Here is an 18361-nt window from a genome sequence, read left to right on the forward strand (position 1 = left end):
AACCCCGTCCAGCCCCGGGCACTCCGGCCCCGGCCGCGGCCGGGGACCTGGAAGCCGGCCAGGAGGCCCCGGTCACCGCCGGGGCTCCGGGGCCATGAGCATCGCCCTGGTGCTGCGCGCCCTCGGCATCGGCGAGTTGCTCACCGCCGTGCCGGCCTTGCGCGCGCTCCGCCGTGGCGGCCTGAACGTGGTCCTCGCGGCGCCCGCGGAGCTGAAGGACCTCGCCCTGCTGAGCGGTGCGGTCGAGGGACTGCTTCCCGCATACGGGCTCGACGAGCTTCCCTGGCAGGGGCGCCGGCCCGACCTGGCCGTGAACATGCATGGCCGCGGGCCGAGGAGCCACCGCCTGCTGATGGACATGCGGCCCCGGCGGCTGTGGGCGTTCGCCAATCCGGCCGTGCCGCGGCTGAGAGGGCCCCGCTGGCACGAGCATGAGCACGAGGTGCAGCGGTGGTGCCGGCTGGTCAAGTGGTACGGCTCCCGCGTGGACCCCGAGGACCTGGCGATTCCCGTACCGAACGGCCCGAATCCCGCACCGGGCGCGGTGCTGATCCACCCGGGCGCCAAGGGCGCCGCGAGACGGTGGCCGCCCGAGCGCTTCGCGGAGGTGGCCAAGGTCATGGTCGCGGAAGGGCTCCAGGTGGCCGTCACGGGAAGCCGTCGCGAGCGTCCCATGGCCCTGCTCGTCGCGGCCCAGGCCAAACTGCCCCCGCGCAGCGTGCTGGCCGGCCGTACCTCTCTGAGAGAGCTGTGCGCCCTGGTCGCCGGCGCACGGCTGGTGATCTGCGGGGACACCGGAGTGGCCCACCTCGCCACGGCGTACGGCACCCCGTCCGTGGTGATCTTCGGCCCGGAGTCACCCGCTCGGTGGGGGCCGCCCGCTGACCGGCCGTGGCATCAGGCCGTCGCACGTGGCGGTGACGCGAGAGCGGTGACCGTGAACGACGTCGTGTCCGCCGGCCGCAAGGTCATGTCCGTCCCGGTTCCGTGATCGAAGAGGCGTGATCACGGCGGGGACGTGCCCCGAGCGAGGTCCGCTCGGAGGCGGGTCAGGTTTGGAAGGCCTCCTGCACGGTAGCTGGGTGGGACAGGCGTCACCAGCAGGAAGGACAGGCGTGCTTCGATGGTCGGCTCCTTCCGATGAACATTCGGAACGCACATGACGTCGGATTTGTCGGGTATGGGGAACGTTCACTGGAAAGGGGGACCGAGAATGAGCGAAACTCCGGAACAGCGGTCTACAACCGGTAAGCCCATGGTGACGGGAACTCCCCGCGACCTCATTCATATACGTCTCGCGTCGTTCGTGCTTTTCCTCACGATCGCGCTGGGGGTCCTCGCGCTGGTGGCGAAGGCAACGGTGCTGGTCATCGTCCTGGCGGTCGTCGCCGTCGTCGCGATCGTCGACGTGATGTTCGCCGTACGGCGGCAGCGCCGCCTCGGCACCGGGCCCCGATCCACGGGGTGAGAGGGGATGACGTGTTGGACGGCAAGGTCGTAGTGGTTACCGGCGCCAGCGGTGGCGTCGGTCGTGCCGTTGTACGGATGCTCGGAGACAAGGGGGCCAAGGTCGCCCTCATCGCCCGGGGCGAGACCGGCCTCGCGACCGCCGCCACCGAGGTGGGCGCCGAGGGCGGCGTGGCCAAGGTCTTCCCCGCCGACGTGGCCGACCACGAGCAGGTGGACGCGGCGGCCGACAGCATCGAGCGGGAACTCGGTCCCATCGACGTGTGGATCAACGTGGCCTTCTCGTCGGTGTTCGCGCCGTTCACGGAGGTCGAGCCCGCCGAGTACGAGCGGACTACCGCGGTGACCTACCTGGGTTACGTCTGGGGCACCCGTGCCGCTCTGCTGCGGATGCGCCCGAGGAACAGGGGCGTGATCGTGCAGTGCGGGTCCGCCCTGGCCTATCGCGGCATCCCCCTCCAGTCGGCGTACTGCGGCGCCAAGCACGCCATCAAGGGCTTCACCGAGTCGGTCCGTACGGAGCTCCTGCATGACCGCAGCGACGTGAAGATCACCATGGTGCAGCTGCCGGCGGTGAACACCCCGCAGTTCGACTGGGTGCTCTCCCGCCTGCGCCGCCACCCGCAGCCCGTCCCGCCGATCTTCCAGCCCGAGGTCGCCGCGCAGGCGATCGTGTACGCCGCCGAGCACCCCGAGCGCCGCGAGTACTGGGTCGGCGGCAGCACCGCGGCGACGATCATCGGTGAGCGGCTCGTCCCCGGCCTGATCGACCGCTACCTCGGCAAGACGGGCGTCACGTCCCAGCAGACCAAGGAGAAGCCGCCGACCGGAGTGGCCAACCTGTGGCAGCCCGCGGACGAGAACCGCGACTACGGCGCCCATGGCGGCTTCGACGACCGCGCCAAGGACCGCAGCGTCCAGGTGTGGCTCTCCCAGCACCGCGGCCTGATCGCCGCGGGCGCGGGTGGTGCCGCGGCGGCGGCGCTCGCCGTCCTCGCCACCCGCCGCTAGAGGTGTCCCGGGCACGAGGACAAGCCGGGCGGGCACGAGGGAGGACAAGCCGGAGGGCGGCGGACCAGGTGGTCCGCCGCCCTCCGGCGTTCTCGGCTCCCGTAACGCGGTGACGCCGGGTGGGAGGCCGTCACTGCCAGGTGTCCGCCCAGGGCGTCACTCTCCGGGCCACTCCCCGGTGGCGTTCTGGACGCCTTCCGCGCTGGCACGGTCGATCGCGGCCTTCACCACTCCGAAGATCGCCCCCTGGAGTGCGGCGGCGATGAGGATCTCGGGCCAGTTGTACTGCCTGGACGTGGCCTCGGGGGCGTCGTCCTTGCCGGCCACCAGCTTCCAGACCTGCTTGAAGATCAGGCCGGAGAGGTAACCGCCGACCATGCCGGACAGCACACCCGCCGACCTGTAGGCCAGTTTCTTCACGACTACTTCTTCCTCCGCAGCATCCGCCAGAACAGCAGGACACCGGCGGCGATCGCGGCGGTCACCCACGGGCGGTTCTTGGCCTGGGTGACGACCTTGTCCGCGGCGTCCTTCACCTCGTCGGGCATGTTGGCGCGGGCCTTGTCCGCCAGTTCGCCCGCCTTGCCGGCCAGCTCGGTGGCCTTGGTCCCGGCCATCTCCGCCAGGTCACCCGCCTTGTCGCCGGCCTTGGAGGCCAGCACCCCTGCCTTGTCCCCGGCCTTGGATGCCAGTTCCCCGGCCTTGTCGCTCGCCTTGGCCGCCAGGTCACCCGCCTTGTCGCCGGCTTTGGAAGCCAGCACCCCTGCCTTGTCCCCGGCCTTGCCGGCGAGGTCGCCCACGTCGTTCTTCGCCCCGGTCACCGCATTCTGGGCGCGGTCCGTGATATCCGCCATCGTGTCCTCCTTTGCCATGGCCCCCCGCTACCCCTGGAAGAGGGCCTCTAACGGGCTTTCTCCGTTGGCACAGGCAGAAGGAGCACCGATGGCCTGCGGCGGGAACCCGTGCACGCCGGAAAGCCGACCCGACAGAGCGGGCCGGCCCGGCGAGAGGACTTATCGCGGCACGGTCACCGGGCTTTCGCGGTGGCCCTGCGGTTCGCCTTCTTGATGGCCTCGACAAGCTGGCTCTTGTCCATCTTCGAGCGGCCTTCGATGCCGAGCCGGGCGGCCACCTTGTACAGGTGTGCCTTGCTCGCGTTGGCGTCGACGCCCTCGGCGGTGTTGCCCTCTTCTGGGGTGCTCCGCGCGGCCTGGGCGTCGGACGGGCCCTTCTTGGCCTTCGGTTCCCAGTGGTCGCCGACCTTCTCGAACGAGTGCTTCAGCGCGGAGAACGCGGTGCGATGGGCTCTCTCGCCCTCTCCGTACGTCTGCACGGCCGCATCGTGCGCTTTGATCCAGGTTTCCTGCGCCTTTTTCGGCGAGCGCTCAAGGGTCGACGGGAGTTCCTGCTTTCCAGGCATGACTGTCTCCTCGAAGTCGTCCCGCTGGTCTCACCTCGAGGTCAGACCATGGGGTCGTCGTAACGCCGCTCCTCGTAGACCTGCGTCCTCGTGCCGTCGACCGGCGTCACGGGGGTGCCCGGGGCCACGGGAGTCGTGCTGGTGACGGCGGTCCGGCGCACGTTCGTCATACGCCAGATGCCGAACAGCAGCCCGGCGATACCACCCAGCATGAGAATCACGCCGACGACGTTGATGTCGACGCCGGCGAGGTCGAACTCGACCGCCCACGTCAAGATGGCGCCGAGCATGATCAGGAAGATGCTTCCGGCTAGGGTCATGGAAATGCCTCCTTCGGTCCTCGCCCCCCCTTCTTTCCCCTCCACGAATCTCAAACGTCGGCGGACCGTCCGGCACGTCCCCTCGTACGCCGGCGTGGCTCACCTAATCAGTTTGCCCAGGCAGACACGCTGGTGATACGCACTCTTCCGTGATGTTCAGCGATAAACCCACCCTCACCGGCAAGCGCGTCGTGCTGCGTCCTGTCGGCCCGGAGCACGCGGACGGCCTGTGGGAGCTCGTACGCGACCCCGAGACCCGGCGGCTCACCGGCTCGCACGCCGAGTTCCACCACGAGGCCACCCGGATCTGGTACTCCACCCGTGGCGAGCAGAACGATCGGCTGGACCTGGCGATCTGCGACGCGGCCGACGGCTCTTACGCCGGCGAGATCGTGCTCAACGACCTCGACATCCACAACGTATCCTGCAACCTGCGGATAGCCCTGGTCGGCCCTCGCGTGTACGGCAGGGGGTTCGGCACCGAGGCGACCCGGCTGGTGCTGGCCCACGCGTTCGAGACCGTGGGGATCCACCGCATCGCTCTTGAGGTCTTCGCGTTCAACGCGCGGGCGCACCACGTCTACGAGAAGGTCGGCTTCGTCAGGGAGGGAGTCCTGCGGGACGCCCTGCGCTGGGATGGAGAGTGGCACGACGCGATCGTGATGTCCGTCCTCGCCTCCGACTGGAGCGCCCACCGCGGACATCCGGCGATCGGTGGAGCCTCACGATAGCCCGCGCCACTCCCGGTGGTCGTGGCGGTGGTCGTCGCGACCACCGCCCTTGTACGCCTCCTAGGATGACCGTGTTTCTAGGCGCCGCCGTTCCTTGCCGCGTTCTTCTTGGCGATACCCCGTACGACCTCATCGACGTGGGGCTCGCACACCGGGTCCCGGGAACGGCGGCCGGAGAACCAGTTGGTCTCGATGACGTAGTCGGCTGGATGCCCGCATAGACAGGTGCCAGGGTTTTCTGGATCTACCGGTAGTACCGCTGTTTGCTGCCTGACCATGGATTGAGCGTAACCGCGATATGACATCGTTTCTCCCAGAACGCTCGGTTCTTTCGAGAAAGCAGGCCGTGTGACCTGCCGCTCGACGGACTTTCGTCCCGGAAGATGGGCTACCTGACCCTTCTACAGTCGTCTCACCGGATCTGCGCCGAGGAGCGTGATGGGGCGATCAATCGAGATGCCCTTCTGGCGGGCCATCACCGTCTACCGCGTCGCCTCGCTCGCGTACGCGGCGCTGGTGCTCGCGGGCGCGGGCGGCTACCAGCGGCCCGTGATCGGATGGCTCGTCATCGGCGTGATGGCCCTGTGGACCGCCGCCACGGCGTTCGCCTACTCGGTCGCCCGCAGCCGCACCCTGCTCGTGATCGACATGCTGGTCACGCTGGGCTGCCTGCTGGCATCGCCGTACGTCCAGGGTGCCGACGCGGGGCCCGCAGGGGTCATGCCGGTCCCCGCGACCTGGATCGGCGGCCCGGTGCTCGCCTGGGCCGTGTACGGCGGGCGGCGGGCGGGGGTGCTGGCGGCGGTCCTGCTTTCCGTGGCCGACCTGTGGTTGCGTGGCGCGCGTGGATTCGACCTCTCTGTTCCCCTCAACGGAGCCGTGCTGCTGATCCTCGCCGGGGCCGTGGTCGGCCACGTCGCCCGGCTGACCGAGCAGGCGGAGGAACGGCTCCAGCGGGCGGTCGAACTGGAGGCGGCCGGCCGCGAGCGGCAGAGGCTCGCCCGGGGCATCCACGACTCGGTCCTGCAGGTGCTGGCGCTGGTGCAGCGTCGCGGTCTGGAGATCGGCGGCGAGGCCGCCGAGCTTGGACGGCTGGCCGGGGAGCAGGAGGCCGCGCTGCGGGAGATGGTCCGTGGCGAACCGGTCGTGCCCGGGTACGAGGGCGCGGGGCTGGTCGACGTGGGAGCCCTGCTGCGCCGCCACGGCTCGACCGCGGTGACGGTGTCCACGCCCGCCACCCCGGTGCTCCTCCCCGCCGGCCGGGCGCGGGAGGTGGCGGCGGCCGTGGGCGCGGCACTCGACAACGTGCGGCGGCACTGCGGCGAGGACACCCGGGCCTGGGTGCTCGCGGAGGAGGGCCCCGGATCGGTGACGGTGACCATCCGCGACGACGGTCCCGGCATCCCCGCCGGACGCCTCGCGGAGGCGGAGGCCGAGGGCAGGCTCGGCGTCGCCCAGTCGATCCGCGGCCGCGTCGCCGGCCTGGGCGGCACGGCCTGCTTCATCTCCGTTCCCGGCCAGGGCACCGAGGTGGAGCTGACCGTCCCCACTGCGGGCTAGGCCGCGGCGCCGGGCCACCCTACAGTTGCCGTCGTGAACGCTCTGCGCGTGATGGTGGTGGACGACCATCCGATGTGGCGGGACTCGGTGGCCCGCGACCTCGAGGAGGCGCGGTACGAGGTGGTGGCGACCACCGGCGAGGGCCGCCAGGCGCTCCGCATCGCCGCCGCCGTACGTCCCGACGTGGTCATCCTCGACCTGAGGCTTCCCGACCTGAGCGGGGTCGAGGTCGCCAGGGGGCTCGCCGCCTGCCTGCCCGCGCCCCGGGTGCTGGTGCTGTCCGCGAGCGCGGAGCAGGAGGACGTACTCGAGGCGGTCAAGGCGGGCGCCTCGGGATACCTGGTCAAGTCGGCGAGCAGGGAGGAGTTCCTGGACGCCGTGCGGCGCACGGCCGAGGGGGAGCCGGTGTTCACCCCCGGCCTGGCCGGGCTGGTGCTCGGCGAGTACCGCCGCCTGGCCGTGCAGACCTCCCCCGACGACGACGGCCCGCGCCTGACCGACCGCGAGACCGAGGTCCTGCGCCTGGTCGCCAAGGGGCTGTCGTACAAGCAGATCGCCGAACGCCTGGTGCTGTCGCATCGCACCGTGCAGAACCACGTGCAGAACACGCTGAACAAGCTACAGCTCCACAACCGGGTCGATCTGGTGCGCTACGCGATCGAGCGGGGGCTCGACGAGGGCTAGGGCCGGCCCCCGATGTGGTCCGGTCCCAGGGCTTCAGCGCCTGCCGGCTCCGCCCCCGCGGGCCTCAGAGGCTGTCGACCTTGTAAGGATCGTGCTCCGAGAGCCGCTTGTCCAGGCCGGGCCTTGGGCGTCGTGGCGCCGGACATGGGGGCCTCTTTGGTGTCTGACGCCGCTACCGGACCGGATGGGAGTCCGGGACGGGAACCTCGGGGTCGAACTCGTACACGCGGGAACGCGGGTTGTAGAGACCGGCCGGCACCAGGTAGAGGTTCGTGACTACCTGCATGAGAAGGAGGAACACGACATACTGCGCAGCGTTCAGACCGGGGACGACATCGACCGGAAGGGTGTAGGCCATGACCACCCGGACGACCGCGTCGAGCACCAGGCCGATGCCCCAGAGCACCGTGCACACCCGCCATATCCGGCGGAACCCCGGCGCGCGTCGCCACAGGACATCCCATGACTGCTTGCCCGGGCCCACCCGTCTCTCCAGCAGGAGGCGCGCGAAGGGAAACGTCAGCGGCTGGTCGGTACGTGCGCTCGCCAGCATCCATACGCCGGTGACCACGGTCAGCCAGCCGTCCTTGGCGAGCATGAAGCGGGCGCTCCCGCTGATGAGCGACACCGCGAAGCTCAGCAGCATCATGACGGTCATGAACACCGCCAGGCCGTCGGGTCTGCGCCCGCGCGCCAGGTCGGTGGTCGCGCTCAGCCCCGGTACCAGCGAGCTGATCACCAGGGAGGCCTGGTAGCTCAGGCCGGCCGCCCGCAGGAGGTAGTAGAGGCCGATGGGGATGGCCAGGTCGATGAGCAGCATCAGGCCGTATCTGCGCCGCCGAGCCGGGGTTCGATCGTTCATCGCCGTCATTCCGGTCCGCGGGTGGCCAGGTCGAACAGCGTGACAAGCTCCTCCGCGTACGCGTCGAGGTCGCGGCCGGGGTCGGTCTCCAGAAGGAACGGCAGCCCGTCGATGGCCCGCTGCACGGTCAGCGCCATCACCCGGGTGTCGAAGGCCCGGAAGTCGCCTTCACGCTGCCCCCACTGCAGGATCTCCTCGATCGGGGCCAGGACGGCCAGGTCGGTGCGGGCGTCGTACGAGCGTGTCCCCTCTTCGCTCTGGAAGTTCAGGAAGATCTCGAGCAGCGCCTTCATCTGCGGCCGATGCGTCGCGATGTAGCCGACCAGCGCCCGGATATAGGTTCGCAGCGCCTCGCTCGCGGTGGGCTGTGCCCGCATCCGCTCGTACATGTACCGGCCCATCTCGCCGTGGAGCCGGGCGAGGACCTGCTGGATGAGCTCCGCTCTGCCGGCGAAGTGGTAGGAGATCAGGCGCGTGCTGCTCAGCCCGGCACGCTCGGCGATGCGCGCGAAGGAGGCCTGGGTGTACCCCAGCTCGGCGATCGTGGCGACGGCCGCCTCGACGATCTGCGCGCGCCGTGCCTCACCCGCGAACGTGTTCTTACGGGGCGGCTGCTGCCTTACTTGCATGAGTAATAAATACCTCGGCTGAGTAAATCCCGCAAGAGCATCGGAACACCGTCAGCCGACCGGCGGGGTCGGCAGGTCAGGGGGTCCGGCGGATCAGGGGGTCCGGCGGATCAGGGGGTCCGGCGGATCAAGCGGTCCGGCGGATCAGGGGGACCGGCGGATCAGGGGTCGGGCGGATCAAGCGGTCCGGCGGACCAGGGGGTCCGGCGGATCAGGGGGTCCAGCCGAGGAAGGTGCCGCCGGCCCAGAGGGCGAGGAACCATACGGCGAAGCCTGCGACGGGAAGGGCCAGCACGGCGTAGGGCCGGCGCTTGAACCATGCGATGGCCAGGGCGAGCAGCACGACCCACAGCACCAGGAACGTCACCACGGCCCAGCCTGGCGACACCAGGCCGCTGGCGATGTAGAAGTACAGCAACGGCAGGAGACACGCGATACCGATCGAGGGGGGGAGCCACCGCAGCCGCATGGCTGCAAGATAGCGCCGGCGTCGCGGTAGGGGAAGGGATCTGCCGGGCGTCCATGGCCTCGGAAAGGCCGCCGATGCCTCGCACCCGGCCGCCGGTGCGGCCGACCGAGCGGCGATGCGGCCGACCGGGCGGCGGTGCGGCCGGCCGGGTGGCGGCCCCCGACAAGAGATCAGAGCCGATCGTGTCGGCCGTCTCCTTGCGTGCCCGGCCGCAGGGTCAGCAGGATGCCTGTCATGAGATCCTTCGCGAACATCGAGGAGTTCTCCGCGGCCAAGGGGGAGCACCTCGGCTACAGCGGATGGCGGGAGGTGACGCAGGCCCAGGTGAACATGTTCGCCGAGGCCACCGGCGACCACCAGTGGATCCACGTCGATCCCGAACGGGCCGCGGACAGCCCTTTCGGTGGCACCATCGCCCACGGCTACCTGACGGTGGCGCTGCTGCCCGCCTTCATCACCGAGATCTTCTCTGTGGGCGGGCTCAGCATGGTGGTGAACGTGGGGCTGAACAGGCTGCGCTTCCCCACCCCGGTCCCCGTCGGCTCCCGGGTCCGCGGCGGCGCCGAGCTGACCGAGCTGAAGAACTCCCCCGCGGGACGGCTCGCCTGGATCAGGATGACCGTCGAGGTCGACGGCCAGAAGAAGGCGGCGTGCGTCGCGGACACGATGTTCCTGTACGTCCCGTGACCGTAGCCGTACCGAGCACCGCGCCGGTCCTCTCAGCGCGCCCCGGCCGCGACCTCAGGGGCGTACGGCTCCGATGAGGCGGCCACGATAGTAGGAGTCCAGCGAGACCACCCGCACCACATCGCCCGTATGCGGCGCGTGCACCATCTTGCCGCTCCCCGCGTAGATGCCCATGTGCCCGAGCCCGTTGCTGAACAGCAGGTCACCGGGCTGGATGTCGTTGAGCGACACCCGCCGTTTCGCGCCCCACGCCCACTGCTGGTAGGTCGTACGCGGCAGCTTGACCCCGGCCTTGGCCCATGACGCCTGTGCGAACCCCGAGCAGTCGTAGGCGGCCGGCCCGGTGGCGCCGTAGCGGTAGGGCTTGCCCACCTGAGCGTAGGCGAACTGCAGTGCCACCTTGGCGTTCCCGGACGCGGCACCGTCGTACTTGATGCCCACGCTGTTCGGGTTACCCGGGTTGAACCGGTTGAGCCGCCGCAGCAGGCTTTCCTGCTCGCCGACGAGCTTCTCCACCTGCTTCTTCTCCTTGGCGACGTCGGCCAGGACCTTGGCCATGTCGTCGTAGGCCTCCTTGGCCTTGCCTCGCCGCGTGCGCAGGCCCTTCGTGGCGGCGTCGAACTCCTCCAGAGTGCGCGCCTGTCCCGCCGACACCTGGCCGGCCACCGACAGCCCGGCCAGCAGGCGGGCGGGGTCGTCCTGGGAGATGACGCCGGGCACGCTCATCATGCCGCCGTACTGGTACATGTTCGAGGCGGTCGATACGACGTCCTGGCGAAGCGTGTCCACCTTGTCGCGCTCGCGACCCAGTTCCCGGTCGAGCGCGTTGTACTTCTTCTTGGCGGCCTTGTAACGCTCGGCGACGGTGTTATAGCGCTCCACCATCTTGTCCGCCTGGTCCTGGAGCTTGTCGAGCCTGGCCTGGGCCTGGGCGACGGTGGGACGCGGCTCGGCGGCGGCGCTCCCCTGAGACGTCACCAGCACGGCGACGGCCAGCCCGGCGACCGCCGGAACCAGTCTCTTCCGGACGCTTCGCACGAGCACGAGGTCCCCTTCCTGGTCAACCGCACCGTCTCGGCGGCCCATGCGTGATCCACGGACCGGCCACGGCTGTTCGCACCAGCAGGTACGGGCCAGGACGGCGGGCGGTTCACCATCGGAGGAACGAACCGGGCACGACCGAGAACCGCCACCGGACCCGGTGAAGCCGGTCAGGGGATCCGGGTCACCTCCCCGACGGCGACGATCTCCTCGCGCCGGACCACGGCGAGCTTCATCGCGCGGGGGCGGCCGGACGCCTCCATGCGCAGTTCGGCCCCGTTCTCCGGCTCGCAGACCTCGTCTCCGGGCGAGCGGTCCCCGGAGTCCATCGACATGGCGGCCCCCGGCGTGATCTCCGAATCCCTGAGCAGGAAGACGCACTTGCCGTTGCCGAGCCGGATGACCAGCCGGCCGGACACCACGTGCGCGTGGTCGAGGGCATCGATGCGCACGTACACGTCGTGCCGGCCGGATTCCGGGTACTCCAGGAAACCCTTCCACTCCCCGCCCCTCGGAGCGGGCCGAGGTCGGACCGGCCCGAGGAGCGCGGGGAACACCAGAGTGCCCGCCACGAAGACCACCACGGTTCCCACCAGGGTGCTGAACAGCAGGGCGGTCAGGGTACGCAGGCGCAGGGGACGGAACAGGCTCCTGCTCCCGAGCATGAGGAGCACGGTGAGGAGACCGATGACGATCATCCCCATGCGCTGGCCGGGCGTGAGCTGCTCGAGCGGGAAGGCCTTCGCGAGGACGAGGGGGGTGCCGAGGCATCCCGCGACGATCAGGCCGAACCCCAGGCCGGCCAGGGACACGCGGACACCGTCCACGGAACGCTCCAATTGGTGCTGGTCGAGGTCGCGTCGCTAGCCCGCGGGCTGCTTCTGGGCGGCGTGGTCACGTAGCCACTGGCTCGCCGACTCGGTGAAGGCCGGGTTCCTCATGGCGTCGGCGACCGCCTGCAGGTAGACCGCGGCGCACACTTCGTACGGCTTTCCCCGCGCGGCGATCCACGCCTGCCAGCGCTCGGCATGACGCTGCTTCCGCGTCTCGGCGAGGCTCACCAGGTAGTCGTCGCGGTGCCTGCGCCCCTCCAGGGCCGCGAGGACCTTCTCGAGCTTCCTGCGTTCCCGCTGGATGTCCGCGAGCCTCGCCGCGTACGGGTTCTCGCCGAGGTAGCCGTAGGTGAAGGTCACCACCCCGCTGAGCGTGAGCAGCGCGGCGAACAGCACGGTCACCGGCGCACGGCCGAGATCAAGCGCGTCGATCGTCGACCTGACCGGTTCGAGGGTGACCGAGTCGACGGTGGGCACGAACAGCACGGCCGTGCGCAGGAAGGCGAGCAGCCACACCCCGGCCAGCCAGCCGAGCAGGACGACGAGCGTGCCGGGCAGCAGCGGCGAGCGCCAGCCCTCCATGCGCATCCGCTTGGTCCATCCCCCGGCCAGGTGCGGGGCCACGAGCATCGCGCCGGCGGTGCCGATGACGAAGGCCCAGGTCATCATCGGGCTCTCACCGAAGTAGAGGAACGTGGCGTACTGGATCGGCAGCTCCACCGCGGCGAACAAGGCCATCACCGCCACCCGCGCCACGCCGGCGAGCAGCCGGCGCTTGAGGCCGCGGGTGGGCTCGGCCCACCGGTAACCGGGGTGATCGGGCACCGTGGCCCCGCCTGGGGCGGCCCCCTCCCGCCTCGTGCCGTCCGGGTGCCCCCCAGGTGGGCTGTCCTGGTTCGCCCCTGCTTTCGGCCGGTTGCCGCTGAGGAGCTCCTGGATCTCCTGCTCCTGCTCCGCCAGCCGCTCGATCTCGTGCTCCGTACGGCGGTACTGCTCCTCGCACTTCTTCAGGTCCTGCGTCGTCACGGCGATGCGCTCTTCGAGGCGCTGCAGATCGCGCAGCGAACGCACCCGCTCCTCGGCCAGGGCCTCCTCCCGCTTGGCCTCCAGCGTCATCAGGTAGGGCGGCCTGCTCCCCGTCGACAGGCTCCACTCGTCGTACATCCCGGACCGGCCGTCGCGATATCCGTTGTCACGCGCCTCGTCGCGGAGCTTGGCCAGCTCCTTGTCGGACATCCGCCCTCCGGGGACGGGGCCTCCGTAGGGGTCCTCCTCGAGCTCCAGCTCGATGTCCACCGCGTCCGGCCGCCCGCCCTCGCTGAGGTAGGGCTTGATCCGCCACCAGAGCGCGCGCCGCTGGTTCTGGCCCATGTGCTCTCTCCTTCCGGAGGCCTAGAGGTAGGTCACGGGTAACGCGCCGGACTTCTGGAACAGCAGGTCCCAGAAGTCCCTGATCTGCTGCTGGCGTACGGCCTCGGGGGTCACCCCGATACCGAAACCGATGATCGTGACATGGACGCCGCTCAGCTGGGGGAGCCGGTTCGCCTGCTGGAGGCCGGAGATGATCGCGAGGCGTTCGGCGGGAGAGCCGATCTCCGCCGTGTACAGGTTGAGCTCCTTGGTCCTGTGGGCCATGTCGCTGATCACCAGGAGTTTCGCGGAGCCGTCGAGCGCGCCGGCCTGGCGCGCGGTGCCGATCAGCGCGCCGATGACATCGGAACCGTTCCGGGTGGCCTTCTCCCCCAGCGCGCAGGCGAGCAGGTCGTTCATCGTCTTCACGGCGGAGACCTTGCGCTGCAGGTTGATCTGGCCGGCCCTGGTGGGGTTGTCCTGCGCGTTGTCCTCTGGCCCTGCGACCAGGCCCATCGGCTCGTGGCGGCAGTCGGAGGCGCCGATGGCGCCGCTGATGACCCCGAAGGCGACACGGTCGCAACCACCCAGGAACTTGGGGACCGCCGCCTTGAGCTTCTGCGGCACATCGGTGTTGCGGCTGAACGAGGTGGCGTCGACCACCAGGCCGCACGAGCGGACCGGCTTCGGCGGCGCCCCGGTGCATCCGGCCGCGAGACAGGCGGTGCAGGCCAGCAACGCGGCCACCGCGATCAGGATCCGCGACATCAGGCGACCCCTCCTTCACCGGCGGGCTCGGCGAGGTGCCGCAGCGCCTCCTCCACGACTTCACGGATCTTCGGGGGAAGCAGGCTGAGGAGGTCACCGGACAGCACCAGCTGCTCCTCCGACTTGTCGGGCTCGATCCTGGAAGGCTCCCAGCGGGGCAGCCTGACGTTCGTCTGGCCCTCACGCTTCTTACGCGCCAGGTAGGCGCGGTCGAGAGCCTGGTGGTAGTGCGCGACCACATGATTCGCCCACCACGCCACCTCGGTCATGTCGGTACGGAGCCGGCGCACGGCCGCCTCGTAGACGGAGAGCTTCTCGGCCAGGACCCGTCTCGCCGTGTCGAGCTCGCCGGCGATGGCGTTCCGCCTGCCGGCGGCGGCCTTTTCGCGCCTGGCCGCGCCGACGTCGGCCACGGACAGGGGGAACGTGGAGTCGCCCGCCGGTGGCGCGGCGGCGCGGGCCGGTTCGGCGTCCCGCAGGAGGCGGGTGAGGTCGTTGACCCGGCCGGCCGCCACCAGCAGCGCGCCTTCCTCGTCCCTGGTGTTCTGGATGAACGACTTCATGACGTGGGCCCTTCGGCCGGCGCTGCCCGCGGCGACGGTGCCGATGAACCTGGTCCACTGCCGGCCGCCGGATTCCATGGCCTCTGCCGCGAAGTGATCGTAGGGAACGCCGAGTCGCCCGTCCTTGCGTCCTACGTGAGCCGCCCACACGAACCGGACCGTTCGCGACAACGGGCCCGGCAGCCCGGGGTTTCGCGCCTTGTGCACGTAGCCACCCGCTCTTTCCTGCCGCTGTACGGAGAGAGCGACGGGGCGGGCGCACCTCGCCGTACAGCCACCTTTAGGTGAGTAAATGTCTCGGCTATAGAACGTTCTTGGCATGCTATACGTTCCGAGGTCACCTAAGATCGTAAAACTTACTGTAACCAGCTAAATACACGTACTTAATGCCGCCCATGGCCGTAATGACGGCAAAACTTCATGAGTGTGATCGGGTCGGTCCCCACGTATGCGTGGACCGCTCCAAAACCCTCGCGAGCGGACCCGCCCCGGCGCGACGTGGCGTTAGGGGGCGGTCTCGCGGACCTTGCCGCCGTCGACCTGGAGGTGGCGTGCGGTGTGCACGGCCTTCAGCATCCGCCGGTCGTGCGTGACCAGGAGAAGCGTGCCGGGATAGGACGCCAGCGCCGACTCCAGTTGCTCGATCGCCGTCAGGTCGAGGTGGTTGGTGGGCTCGTCCAGCACCAGGAGGTTCACCCCGCGGGCCTGGAGCAGCGCGAGGGCGGCCCGGGTGCGCTCGCCGGGCGACAGGGTGGCGGCGGGCCGCAGAACGTGGGCGGCCCGCAACGCGAACTTCGCCAGCAGCGTGCGCACGTCCGCGGGCGGGAGATCGGGCACGGCGGCGCCGAACGCGTCGAGCAGGGGCTCGTCGCCCAGGAACGACCCGCGGGCCTGGTCGACCTCGCCCACCACCACGCCCGGACCGAGCGCGGCGTGCCCCTCGTCCAGCGGCACCCGGCCGAGGAGCGCCGCGAGCAGCGTCGACTTGCCCGATCCGTTGGCCCCGGTGATCGCCACCCGCTCGGCCCAGCCGATCTCCAGGTCGACCGGGCCCAGGGTGAACGCGCCCCGCCTGACCACCGCGCCGCGCATCGTCGCGACGACCGCTCCGGCGCGGGGGGCCGCGGCGATCTCCATCCGCAGCTCCCACTCCTTGCGGGGCTCCTCCACCACGTCGAGCCGCTCGATCATGCGCTCGGTCTGGCGTGCCTTCGCCGCCTGCTTCTCGCTCGCCTCGCTGCGGAACTTGCGGCCGATCTTGTCGTTGTCGGTGGCCTTGCGGCGGGCGTTCTTCACGCCCTTTTCCATCCAGGCCCGCTGCATCCCCGCCCGTGCCTGGAGCGAGGCCCGCGTGTCGGCGTACTCCTCGTACTCGGCGCGGGCGTGACGGCGGGCGACCTCGCGCTCGGTCAGATAGGCCTCGTAGCCGCCGCCGTACACCTGCACCAGCTGCTGAACCAGGTCGAGCTCCACCACCTTGGTGACGGTCCTGGCCAGGAACTCGCGGTCGTGGCTCACCACCACCGTGCCGGCCCGCAGGCCGGTGACGAAACGCTCCAGCCGGTCGAGGCCGTCGAGGTCGAGATCGTTGGTCGGCTCGTCGAGCAGGAAGACGTCGTAGCGGCTGAGCAGCAAGGACGCCATGCCGGCCCGGGCGGCCTGCCCGCCGGACAGCGCCGTCATCGGCTGGTGGAGGCCGACGCCCAGGCCGAGGTCCGCGGCGACCTCCTCCGCCCGCTCGTCCAGATCGGCACCACCGAGGGCGAGCCAGCGCTCCAGGCCCAGGGAGTAGGCGTCATCGGCCCCCGGACGGCCTTCGACCAGGCCTTCGGTCGCGGCGTCCAGATCGCGCTGGGCGTCCGCCACGCCCGTGCGCCGGGCGAGGAAGGCGGCCACCGTCTCCCCCGGCCTGCGCTCGGGCTCCTGGGGAAGGTATCCGACGACCGCCGTGGGCGGGCTGAGCTGCACGCTTCCGTGCTCCGGCGCGGCCAGGCCCGCGAGGATCCGCAGCAGCGTCGACTTGCCCGCGCCGTTGACCCCGACCAGGCCGATCACGTCCTCCGGCGCGACGACGAGGTCCAGCCCGGAGAACAGCGCCCGGTCACCGTGTCCGGCGGCGAGATCCTTGGCGACGATGGTGGCGGTCATGCCCAAACGCTATCCGGCCCTGGCACGACAGCACACAATCACCCGCCGGCCGTCCCCGCCGCGTGTTCCCCGTCCGACAGTGACTTGGTTACGATCGCCATGTGACGATCGGTGGCGGGGCCAGCGGCAGGCTCATGGCGATCAGCGACCTCCACGTCGCCTACCCCGACAACCGCCAGATCGTCGAGAAGCTCCGGCCCGAGTCCGACGGCGACTGGCTGCTGATCGCGGGTGACGTCGGAGAGTTCGCCGCCGATATCGAGTGGGCGCTGACCCTGCTCAAGGAGCGGTTCGCCACGGTCGTGTGGACGCCGGGCAACCACGAGCTGTGGACTCCGAAAGACGATCCCCTGCAACTGCGCGGTGAAGAGCGTTACCGCCACCTGGTCGAGATGTGCCGGCGCATCGGCGTGCTCACCCCGGAGGATCCCTACGCCGTATGGACGGGGCACGGAGGGCCGGTCACCATCGCGCCCCTTTTCGTCCTGTACGACTACAGCTTCCGGCCGCCGAACACGACCAAGGAAGAGGCGCTCGCGTGGGCGTACGAAGCCGGCGTCGTGTGCACCGACGAGTTCATGCTCCATCCCGATCCCTATCCCAGTCGTGACGCCTGGTGCCGGGCACGGCTGCGCGAGACCGAACGGCACCTCCAGACCCGTGATCCCGCCATCCCGACCGTCCTGGTCAACCACTTCCCGTTGGTGCGCCAGCCCACCGACATCCTGCGTCACCCGCAGTTCGCGCAGTGGTGCGGCACGGTCGAGACGGCCGACTGGCACCTGCGCTACAACGCGGCGACGGTGGTGTACGGCCACCTGCACATCCCCCGCACCACCTGGTACGACGGCATCCGCTTCGAAGAGGTGTCCCTGGGCTACCCGCGCGAGCGCCGTGCGTACGGGCTCGACGGCACGCAGGCGATCAGGCGCGTCTTCCCGGACGAGCCCCCCTCGTGATCGAGCGCATCCTCCCGTCGTGCGTGGTCTCGGCCGACCGTTTCGATGACCCGCCGGACGCCATGCTGTTCCCGGAGGAGGAGAAGATCGTCGCCCAGGCGGTCGAGAAGCGGCGCAAGGAGTTCGCCACCGCGCGGCTGTGCGCCCGGCGTGCCATGAGCCAGTTGGGCCTGCCTCCCGCGCCGGTGCTCCCCGGCGTGCGCGGAGAGCCCCGATGGCCGAGCGGCGTCGTCGGCAGCATCACCCACTGCAAGGGCTACCGCGGCGCCGTGCTGGGCAGGTCGTCGCACGTCACCACGGTCGGCATCGACGCCGAGCCGAACGACGTCCTGAGCCCGGGCATCCTCGAGGTGATCTCCTTGTCCCGGGAGCGTGATCATCTCCGCGCGCTCGCACGCCGGAACGGGACCGTGTGCTGGGAACGGCTGCTCTTCAGCGCCAAGGAGTCGGTCTACAAGGCGTGGTTCCCGCTGGCCGAGCGATGGCTCGACTTCGAGGACGCCGACGTGACGATCGACTACGAGCGTGGCACCTTCTCGGCGCGGCTCCTCGTGTCCGGCCCTCAGGTGAACGGCTCGGAGGTGAAGGGGTTCACGGGGCGCTGGCTGGTCAGGGACGGCCTGATCCTCACCGCCATCGTCGTCCCCTCACCGGCCACCTTGGCCCGCGCCCGCGCGTCCGCGGCCCGCGGCGTCTCGGGAATGCCCCGGCCGATCCCGGGTGACGACCAGGACTCGTCGTTCCCCCGGTGAGCCCGCTTCCTACCAAGGCAGCGTAACTTCCCATTTATGGGCGTTCGTCGGTATTTACGCTCGGGTAAGGATCAAAGATGGCCTCCAGATCCCGGATGAGCGGAAGG

General features: G+C 70.1%; 22 protein-coding genes. 9 read left to right on the forward strand and 13 right to left on the reverse strand.

The features are described from left to right. Nucleotides 1-94: 94 nt before the first annotated feature. From ABD810_RS31910 to ABD810_RS31920, 3 genes are all read left to right on the forward strand, one after another. Complete coding sequence (locus ABD810_RS31910; protein ID WP_344949237.1) at nucleotides 95-991, forward strand: glycosyltransferase family 9 protein; 897 nt, start codon at nucleotides 95-97, stop codon at nucleotides 989-991. A gap of 222 nt (nucleotides 992-1213) precedes the next feature. Further along, nucleotides 1214-1468, forward strand: coding sequence for a hypothetical protein (locus ABD810_RS31915; protein WP_344949240.1), 255 nt, complete (start codon nucleotides 1214-1216; stop codon nucleotides 1466-1468). Nucleotides 1469-1482: 14 nt separating this feature from the next. Then, nucleotides 1483-2478 (forward strand): SDR family oxidoreductase, encoded by a 996-nt coding sequence (locus tag ABD810_RS31920; protein WP_425566992.1) that lies wholly within the window; start codon nucleotides 1483-1485, stop codon nucleotides 2476-2478. 156 nt (nucleotides 2479-2634) lie between these two features. Here ABD810_RS31920 and ABD810_RS31925 read toward each other — a convergent pair whose 3' ends face one another. The 4 genes from ABD810_RS31925 to ABD810_RS31940 form a co-directional block, all read right to left on the reverse strand. Further along, nucleotides 2635-2898, reverse strand: coding sequence for a DUF4235 domain-containing protein (locus ABD810_RS31925; protein ID WP_344949245.1), 264 nt, complete (start codon nucleotides 2896-2898; stop codon nucleotides 2635-2637). A 2-nt stretch (nucleotides 2899-2900) separates the two neighbouring features. Next, complete coding sequence (locus ABD810_RS31930; RefSeq protein WP_344949247.1) at nucleotides 2901-3332, reverse strand: hypothetical protein; 432 nt, start codon at nucleotides 3330-3332, stop codon at nucleotides 2901-2903. 173 nt (nucleotides 3333-3505) lie between these two features. Continuing rightward, nucleotides 3506-3898, reverse strand: a complete 393-nt coding sequence (locus tag ABD810_RS31935; protein WP_344949250.1) for a ChaB family protein — start codon at nucleotides 3896-3898, stop codon at nucleotides 3506-3508. Between the two features lie 41 nt (nucleotides 3899-3939). Then, entirely contained in the window at nucleotides 3940-4218 is a 279-nt protein-coding gene (locus ABD810_RS31940) for a DUF6458 family protein (RefSeq protein WP_344949253.1), read from the reverse strand. Between the two features lie 152 nt (nucleotides 4219-4370). On the opposite strand from ABD810_RS31940, the gene ABD810_RS31945 reads away from it, so the two are divergent. From ABD810_RS31945 to ABD810_RS31955, 3 genes are all read left to right on the forward strand, one after another. Further along, entirely contained in the window at nucleotides 4371-4949 is a 579-nt protein-coding gene (locus ABD810_RS31945) for a GNAT family N-acetyltransferase (protein WP_344949311.1), read from the forward strand. A 438-nt stretch (nucleotides 4950-5387) separates the two neighbouring features. Beyond that, the gene (gene macS / locus ABD810_RS31950) at nucleotides 5388-6509 is read left to right on the forward strand and encodes a MacS family sensor histidine kinase (RefSeq protein WP_344949256.1); all 1122 of its coding nucleotides are present in this window, start codon (nucleotides 5388-5390) and stop codon (nucleotides 6507-6509) included. Nucleotides 6510-6560: 51 nt separating this feature from the next. Next, nucleotides 6561-7193, forward strand: coding sequence for a response regulator (locus ABD810_RS31955; protein ID WP_344949313.1), 633 nt, complete (start codon nucleotides 6561-6563; stop codon nucleotides 7191-7193). A 172-nt stretch (nucleotides 7194-7365) separates the two neighbouring features. Here ABD810_RS31955 and ABD810_RS31960 read toward each other — a convergent pair whose 3' ends face one another. The 3 genes from ABD810_RS31960 to ABD810_RS31970 form a co-directional block, all read right to left on the reverse strand. Further along, on the reverse strand, nucleotides 7366-8055 hold the full coding sequence (locus ABD810_RS31960; protein ID WP_344949259.1) for a VC0807 family protein: 690 nt from the start codon (nucleotides 8053-8055) through the stop codon (nucleotides 7366-7368). 5 nt (nucleotides 8056-8060) lie between these two features. After that, nucleotides 8061-8684, reverse strand: coding sequence for a TetR/AcrR family transcriptional regulator (locus ABD810_RS31965; RefSeq protein ID WP_344949262.1), 624 nt, complete (start codon nucleotides 8682-8684; stop codon nucleotides 8061-8063). Between the two features lie 211 nt (nucleotides 8685-8895). Continuing rightward, entirely contained in the window at nucleotides 8896-9153 is a 258-nt protein-coding gene (locus ABD810_RS31970) for a hypothetical protein (RefSeq protein ID WP_344949265.1), read from the reverse strand. 234 nt (nucleotides 9154-9387) lie between these two features. Between ABD810_RS31970 and ABD810_RS31975 the strand changes: the two genes are divergently transcribed. Further along, nucleotides 9388-9840 carry a MaoC family dehydratase gene (locus tag ABD810_RS31975; RefSeq protein ID WP_344949267.1) on the forward strand — a complete coding sequence of 151 codons (453 nt, stop codon included), beginning with the start codon at nucleotides 9388-9390 and terminating at the stop codon, nucleotides 9838-9840. Nucleotides 9841-9894: 54 nt separating this feature from the next. Here the strand turns inward: ABD810_RS31975 and ABD810_RS31980 are convergent, their stop codons facing one another. The 6 genes from ABD810_RS31980 to ABD810_RS32005 all read right to left on the reverse strand — a co-directional run bounded on the left by ABD810_RS31980 (nucleotide 9895) and on the right by ABD810_RS32005 (nucleotide 16543). Further along, nucleotides 9895-10884, reverse strand: a complete 990-nt coding sequence (locus ABD810_RS31980) for an NlpC/P60 family protein (RefSeq protein ID WP_344949269.1) — start codon at nucleotides 10882-10884, stop codon at nucleotides 9895-9897. Nucleotides 10885-11051: 167 nt separating this feature from the next. Continuing rightward, nucleotides 11052-11708, reverse strand: a complete 657-nt coding sequence (locus ABD810_RS31985) for a hypothetical protein (protein WP_344949272.1) — start codon at nucleotides 11706-11708, stop codon at nucleotides 11052-11054. Between the two features lie 36 nt (nucleotides 11709-11744). Further along, entirely contained in the window at nucleotides 11745-13085 is a 1341-nt protein-coding gene (locus tag ABD810_RS31990; RefSeq protein WP_344949275.1) for an MFS transporter, read from the reverse strand. Nucleotides 13086-13106: 21 nt separating this feature from the next. Further along, nucleotides 13107-13832 carry a hypothetical protein gene (locus ABD810_RS31995; protein ID WP_344949278.1) on the reverse strand — a complete coding sequence of 242 codons (726 nt, stop codon included), beginning with the start codon at nucleotides 13830-13832 and terminating at the stop codon, nucleotides 13107-13109. Then, a complete protein-coding gene (locus ABD810_RS32000) occupies nucleotides 13832-14602 on the reverse strand; it encodes a hypothetical protein (RefSeq protein ID WP_344949281.1) in 771 nt (256 codons plus the stop codon). The genes ABD810_RS31995 and ABD810_RS32000 overlap by 1 nt, the downstream gene beginning before the upstream one ends. A gap of 297 nt (nucleotides 14603-14899) precedes the next feature. Beyond that, entirely contained in the window at nucleotides 14900-16543 is a 1644-nt protein-coding gene (locus ABD810_RS32005) for an ABC-F family ATP-binding cassette domain-containing protein (RefSeq protein ID WP_344949283.1), read from the reverse strand. 134 nt (nucleotides 16544-16677) lie between these two features. On the opposite strand from ABD810_RS32005, the gene ABD810_RS32010 reads away from it, so the two are divergent. Together ABD810_RS32010 and ABD810_RS32015 are read left to right on the forward strand one after the other, a co-directional pair. Then, entirely contained in the window at nucleotides 16678-17502 is an 825-nt protein-coding gene (locus ABD810_RS32010) for a metallophosphoesterase family protein (protein ID WP_344949316.1), read from the forward strand. Next, a complete protein-coding gene (locus ABD810_RS32015) occupies nucleotides 17499-18254 on the forward strand; it encodes a 4'-phosphopantetheinyl transferase family protein (protein WP_344949285.1) in 756 nt (251 codons plus the stop codon). The genes ABD810_RS32010 and ABD810_RS32015 overlap by 4 nt, the downstream gene beginning before the upstream one ends. Nucleotides 18255-18361: the final 107 nt, after the last annotated feature.

The sequence above is a fragment of the Sphaerisporangium flaviroseum genome, assembly GCF_039537005.1.
GTDB lineage: Bacteria > Actinomycetota > Actinomycetes > Streptosporangiales > Streptosporangiaceae > Sphaerisporangium > Sphaerisporangium flaviroseum.